The organism is Crenothrix sp., assembly GCF_043729335.1.
GTDB lineage: Bacteria > Pseudomonadota > Gammaproteobacteria > Methylococcales > Methylomonadaceae > Crenothrix.
On sequence record NZ_JAYTLQ010000060.1, the window covers coordinates 189,221 to 195,383 of the forward strand.

Here is a 6,163-nt window from a genome sequence, read left to right on the forward strand (position 1 = left end):
TCTTGGACAAACAAGACTAATTAACCGGAGTGTATCATGAGAAAAATATCTGTTTTAACGGCCTTATTGCTGACGGCTTGTGTCACCATTAATATTTACTTCCCTGCCGCCGCTGCTGAAAAAGCCGCCGATGAAATCATCAAGGATATACAAAAAAATACTCCGCAAAAAATGGAGCCTAAACCCAAAGCCGAGTTATCGGACTGGCAGCTCAGTCTGTATAAAATGATAGACAGCGCCATTAATGTCGCTATTTCATCCGCGCAAGCCGCTGATGCGGATTTGTCCATAAATAGCCCGGACATTCAACGTTTACGTGCCAGCATGGCAAAGCGCTTTGCCACCTTACAGGTGTTTTATGGAAATGGTTCTGTGGGTATTAAATCAGATGGCCTATTGGTAGTAAAAGATACTGGCAGCGTGGCTCTTAAAGATAAAAACCAGATTAACAAACTCATTGCTTCGGAAAATGCCGACAGGCTGGCGCTTTATAAGGCAATTGCTAATGCTAATGGCCACCCAGAATGGGCGGCGCAAATTAAATCAACCTTTGCTGCTCAGTGGATCAGCAACGCACAATCCGGCTGGTGGGTTCAATCAGGCGGCAACTGGAAACAAAAATAAACATGTCAAGATCAAAAAGAAAACCCTTACCGACTACGCCGATTGCAGTCAGCATACAATCGCTAACCCATGATGGCCGCGGTGTAGCCCATGTCGATGGCAAAGCCACCTTTATTGATGAGGCTTTGCCCGGCGAAGATGTAGAATTTATCTACACCGAAATCCGTAAAGATTATGCTGAAGGTAAGGTGGTTAAAGTTTTAAAAGCCGCGCCGATTAGAACGCAAGCGCCGTGCCCGCATTACGGTGTGTGTGGTGGCTGTAGTTTTCAGCATGTGGAATCATCCGCACAAATTGAGGTTAAACAAAATCTGCTACTTGAACAATTTAAGCGCATCGGTAAAGTTGAGATTCCTGAACTGTGGGAACCGTTAATCGGCCCGCATTGGGGTTATCGCAGCAAGGCGCGCATGGGCGTTAAATACGTGGCTAAAAAAGAGCGGGTGCTGGTAGGCTTTAGGGAGCGGCGCAATCCATTTTTGGCGGAAATCGGCAACTGTATGGTGATGAATCCGAAGGTGGGTTTAAAGCTGATTGCCTTGGGTGAAATGATCAGTGAGTTAACCATTCGGGACAAAATTCCGCAAATAGAAGTGGCCATAGGCGATACCGATTGTGTGCTGGCGGTGCGTGTATTGGAACCACCCACCGATGCCGATAAAGCCATAATGGCCGATTTTGCCAAACAGCATGAAATTACTTTATGCTTGCAATCCAAAGGCCCAGATACGATTAAGCCACTAAATAGCGAAGATAGCATGATGCTCACCTATAGCTTGCCGGATCATGATATAGAGTTTAAATTTCGCCCTGCCATGTTTACGCAGGTGAATTATGACATTAACCGACAAATGATTAACCGTGTTTTAGCCACACTGGATTTAAATGAAAATGATACCGTACTGGACTTGTTTTGTGGCTTGGGCAATTTTACCTTGCCGATAGCCAAATATGCAGGCAAAGTGGTGGGGATCGAAGGCGATCAGCCGTTGGTCAATCATGCTAAAGAAAACGCGCGGCATAATAATATCAACAATGCTGAGTTTTATGCGGCCGATTTAAGCAAAGACCTTGATGCACATCCGTGGGCGCAGCAAAAATATAACAAAATCATGCTTGATCCATCACGTGCCGGTGCATCGGATGTATTGCCGTATTTTAAAAAATGGCAGCCAGAGCTGATTGTTTATGTGTCGTGTAACCCCTCTACCCTGGCGCGTGATGCGGGTATTTTGGTAAATGACATGGGTTACGTGTTGGTGAAAGCAGGCGTGATGGATATGTTTCCGCAGACCGCACATGTGGAGTCTATGGCGGTGTTTAGGAAAGCTTAGTATTATCTCGACCCCAAGCGTTGGCTTTGTGAATTATGATTTTAGTCCATAGCGCGGAAATTTAATAAGTTATAACAAGACAAATATACCAGGAGAAAAAATGAATGTATTTAAACTGATGATGGCGTTTTTTTTGACATTTCTTCTGTCTGGCAATGCCCAGGCGGCAGGAAATCCAGTTAGCGAAGATTTTTCACTGCTATTATCACTGTGTGACAATATGATCGAGTTGGCCAGTAGACAAGATAAAGGTTTTCCTGAAGTCGCTGATGCAACATTAAAACTTGCAGAAGCGCAAAGAAGAAATAGCTCAATGGCATTAGATCGCGTTCGGCCTAAGCTGAGATCGGCCAAAAAATCTTTCAAGATGGGTAACTATGAGGCCAGCATTAAATTTATTGAAGAAGCTAAGCTACTCATGAAACCAACAACGGTAAGTTGGGACGGTGGTTCTTGAAATAATTTAAACGGCTAGCTAACGATCCCAATTTTTTGTGGGTTAAGATACTCCAGCTTCCCTTAATTTTAGAAGCTGGAGTTCTTGTGAGTAATAGACGGAATAACTAAAACAGCGAGTGTTGAAACGACAAACCGCTTATTTCTGTATTGCCTGAATTGAAATTTATTACCGATATTTCCCCATTCCCAATTCAATTATTCCACTCATTATAGTTATACGAAACAGCCGAACAACTCTGCGATATAACTGAAATTGGCTCCCATCCAGCCAATGCTATTAACAATGGCTACTCATAACTTTACGGTGTCCAAGGTTTGCGTAACGTTTGGAAAAACCAAACCCAGCAATACCCATGAGAGTTAATATTAAAGGCACTGGCGTAGGCACAGAAGATGGCAATGGTGGGGCATCAAAACGTGCACCAGTGAAATTTAATTGTACTGTGCCAAATTGTGGGGAATTTCCAGTGGTACGCCAGCCTTTGACAAGCATATTTGGTGGAAATACGTCCACGCCGTATTCAACATCATTATCGCGAACTGTCAAAGTTTCATAAATATTGTAAGCAACCAGGTAAAAACCGGCGGCATGGCTTGCAAATTGACCCGCATTCAACTGAGATAAAAGGCCGTCTGGACCGCTATCCGCATCAGCAAACAGCAGATGGTGACTATCATCCAGAACATATAAATTTGTATCGTTATCGAAACTCAAAGACGTACCGTCCATGGTAATTGAAAAATTGGCCGGGTCACTGATATATATTCGAAATACGTCGGTATCTGTGCCAGTGTTATTCATAGTTCCTGTAATGGTATCGAGAACGCCGGTACCGGTTAAATGCTGTGCTGTTCCTGGCGTATTTCCAGCTTCACCCAATTCATTCCATACACCCAGTGTGGACGCTAAGGCACTTTGCCCAAAGCCAAGAGAAGATAATAAGACCACTAAACAAAGATTTTTTTTCATGTTTTAGATTCCTAATAAAGGTTAAAACAGGATAACAAGTACAACATCACCCCAGTTACACCCAGTATAGATTAGGCCATAGACTATACAAGTCATAGTGTTAGCGTGAAAAACACCCTGATTTTATGAAGTTGTAAGCTTTGCCGTGGCTTTACTTATTTTTATTAAACAGAAAGCCACAATAATATCGTTAAGCTCCTTTAATCGATTACGTTTTTGGACATCGGTGGGTGTAGAACTATTTAAATAAATTTAATAATGGGACAGTTTTTTTAATTTTTGTGATGCTAATCACATTTTGTGGAAACTGCTAGCGTGAAAAGTTATCAGGAATTGTGCCGATAATTTAAATGTTATGGCTTCCAACTTTATATCTAAGTCGGGACAGCTGAAGGTGTGCCGTTCGTGGTGAGCCATTCGACTAGCTCATGAGAGCCTTGTCGAACCATGAGCGACACACCGTACACCCTTCGACAAGGCCGAACGGTGGGCCTTATTGAGTGTCCCGTCTTATGTGGATAGCCAATGTTATTAATAGTGGCTAGCCACCGACACCAGCAAAAAAACGGCTCAATAAATCAAGGAAAAATCCAAAGTCACACCTACAGCAAACCCCATTTTCCGGTATAATTCCCCGTATTTTTAACTCAAGGTAGTCGCGCGTTATGTCAGAAATCAATAAAGTAGTCTTGGCTTATTCTGGGGGCTTGGATACCTCTGTTATTCTTAAATGGCTGCAAGATGTGTATCAGTGTGAAGTCGTCACCTTTACCGCCGACTTAGGCCAGGGCGAAGAAGTGGAACCCGCGCGTGCCAAAGCGCAAGCCATGGGCATTAAAGAAATTTATATTGATGACTTACGCGAAGAATTTGCCCGCGATTTTGTGTTTCCGATGTTTCGCGCCAACACCGTTTATGAAGGCGAATACTTACTGGGCACATCAATCGCCCGCCCGTTAATTGCCAAACGCTTGATTGAAATCGCCAACGAAACCGGCGCTAAGGCCATTTCTCACGGCGCAACCGGTAAAGGTAATGACCAAGTGCGTTTTGAGTTGGGCGCTTATGCGTTACGCCCTGATATTCATGTTATTGCACCGTGGCGGGAATGGGATTTAACCTCGCGCCAAACTTTGCTGGATTACGCCGAAAAACACAGCATCCCAGTGGAAATGAAAAAAGGCAAAACTTCGCCTTATTCTATGGATGCCAATTTGCTGCACATTTCCTACGAAGGCCGCGTACTGGAAAATCCGTGGACAGAACCCGAAGAAGACATGTGGCGCTGGACGGTTTCACCGGAAAACGCACCCGACAAAGCGACCTATATTGAACTAACCTATCAGCACGGCGATATCGTCGCGATTGATGATGTGCCCTGCTCGCCTGCCACTGTCCTTGAGCAATTAAACAAACTGGGTGGCGCTAATGGTATCGGTCGTTTGGATATTGTCGAGAACCGTTATGTCGGCATGAAATCGCGTGGCTGTTATGAGACCCCAGCCGGTACGGTCATGCTAAAAGCCCATCGTGCTATCGAATCTTTAACACTGGACCGCGAAGTAGCGCATTTAAAAGATGAACTTATGCCGCGCTACGCTTCGTTAATTTATAACGGTTACTGGTGGAGCCCTGAACGCGAAATGTTACAAACCATGATCAATGCCTCACAAATAAATGTTAACGGCAAAGTGCGCCTAAAATTATACAAAGGCAACGTTATAGTCGTAGGCCGCGCATCCACTACCGACAGTTTGTTTGATGAGAGCATTGCCACCTTTGAAGAAGATGGCGGCGCGTACAATCAAAAAGACGCAGAGGGCTTTATTAAATTAAATGCCCTTAGAATGCGAATAGCCGCGGCCAAACGATTAAAATAGCTTTAAGAAAACACGCGACAAATAGCGCCAAGCTTGTATAATCTGCGTTTTCAATAAAAACAACAACGAAAACAATGTTTTTTCAACCGAGGAACTGCAAAACAGTACTCGGCCTGAGGGGGAGTCATGAGTGATAGCCGCAATGTAAAATTAGAAATTGTTGAAATCAAGGGAGCGCTACAAAAAATATCTCCCCTTCATAGCGTAGTAAAAGTTAAGCGTTGGCGGATGGCTGCTTTGGTTTCTGCGATGGCTGTTGTGGTGGCAATTGGCTTTGCATTAGCACCCGACAAAGACATTAAACCCACAAACACAGTAGCTAAAACTTATGCCGCAGCAAATCCTGTCGTATCTGATGAAATCAATGTTTTGAAAGGGCAATTTGTAGGGCTTATCAGCGGTTCGATTGAAAGTAAGTTGAGAACATTAGAAAATAATATCCGCGTTGGCGCTGTAAGTAATTCGTTGGGCACGATACAAGATTTAAAAAATGATGTAAAAGTGCTGCGTGCCTATTCAAGTCCTAACACACCGGAAAACACCCCTATTTCTAATGCCCTACTTATGCAGGAAGTTTCTCATTTAAGAAACCTCATTTATCTCACACTCACCTCATGTGGATTAATGCTTGTAGCGGTTGTCGGCGTATGGTTCAAAAATCGTAAACGGCTACCTTTTAAAGAACAAGAAGCCATCATTCGCTATTTAGACAAACAATAGTGCCGCTGTATTGCTATATCACTAAACTAAAAAAGCCGCTTAGTCTTAACAACTAAAGCGGCTTTATTCATTACAGACCTAGTACTCAGTCAATCTTATTTTGTCAGTCAGATATTTTAAAAAACCGTTCGTGGTGAGCTTGTCGAACCATGAACCACAAGTCCTTCGACAGGCTC

The 6,163-nt window shown here is 43.6% G+C and carries 6 protein-coding genes; 5 read left to right on the forward strand and 1 reads right to left on the reverse strand.

Going from position 1 to position 6,163, the window contains the following annotated elements; all coding sequences use genetic code 11:
• Positions 1-36: 36 nt before the first annotated feature.
• From ACHZC4_RS15335 to ACHZC4_RS15345, 3 genes are all read left to right on the forward strand, one after another.
• Positions 37-624, forward strand: a complete 588-nt coding sequence (locus ACHZC4_RS15335; RefSeq protein WP_394754745.1) for a YdbL family protein — start codon at positions 37-39, stop codon at positions 622-624.
• A 2-nt stretch (positions 625-626) separates the two neighbouring features.
• Positions 627-1,958, forward strand: a complete 1,332-nt coding sequence (gene rlmD / locus ACHZC4_RS15340; protein ID WP_394754746.1) for a 23S rRNA (uracil(1939)-C(5))-methyltransferase RlmD — start codon at positions 627-629, stop codon at positions 1,956-1,958.
• 100 nt (positions 1,959-2,058) lie between these two features.
• A complete protein-coding gene (locus tag ACHZC4_RS15345) occupies positions 2,059-2,415 on the forward strand; it encodes a hypothetical protein (protein ID WP_394754747.1) in 357 nt (118 codons plus the stop codon).
• A 279-nt stretch (positions 2,416-2,694) separates the two neighbouring features.
• Here the strand turns inward: ACHZC4_RS15345 and ACHZC4_RS15350 are convergent, their stop codons facing one another.
• Entirely contained in the window at positions 2,695-3,387 is a 693-nt protein-coding gene (locus ACHZC4_RS15350; RefSeq protein WP_394754748.1) for a hypothetical protein, read from the reverse strand.
• A 665-nt stretch (positions 3,388-4,052) separates the two neighbouring features.
• On the opposite strand from ACHZC4_RS15350, the gene ACHZC4_RS15355 reads away from it, so the two are divergent.
• Positions 4,053-5,267 (forward strand): argininosuccinate synthase, encoded by a 1,215-nt coding sequence (locus tag ACHZC4_RS15355; protein ID WP_394754749.1) that lies wholly within the window; start codon positions 4,053-4,055, stop codon positions 5,265-5,267.
• A 126-nt stretch (positions 5,268-5,393) separates the two neighbouring features.
• On the forward strand, positions 5,394-5,987 hold the full coding sequence (locus ACHZC4_RS15360) for a hypothetical protein (protein ID WP_394754750.1): 594 nt from the start codon (positions 5,394-5,396) through the stop codon (positions 5,985-5,987).
• Positions 5,988-6,163: the final 176 nt, after the last annotated feature.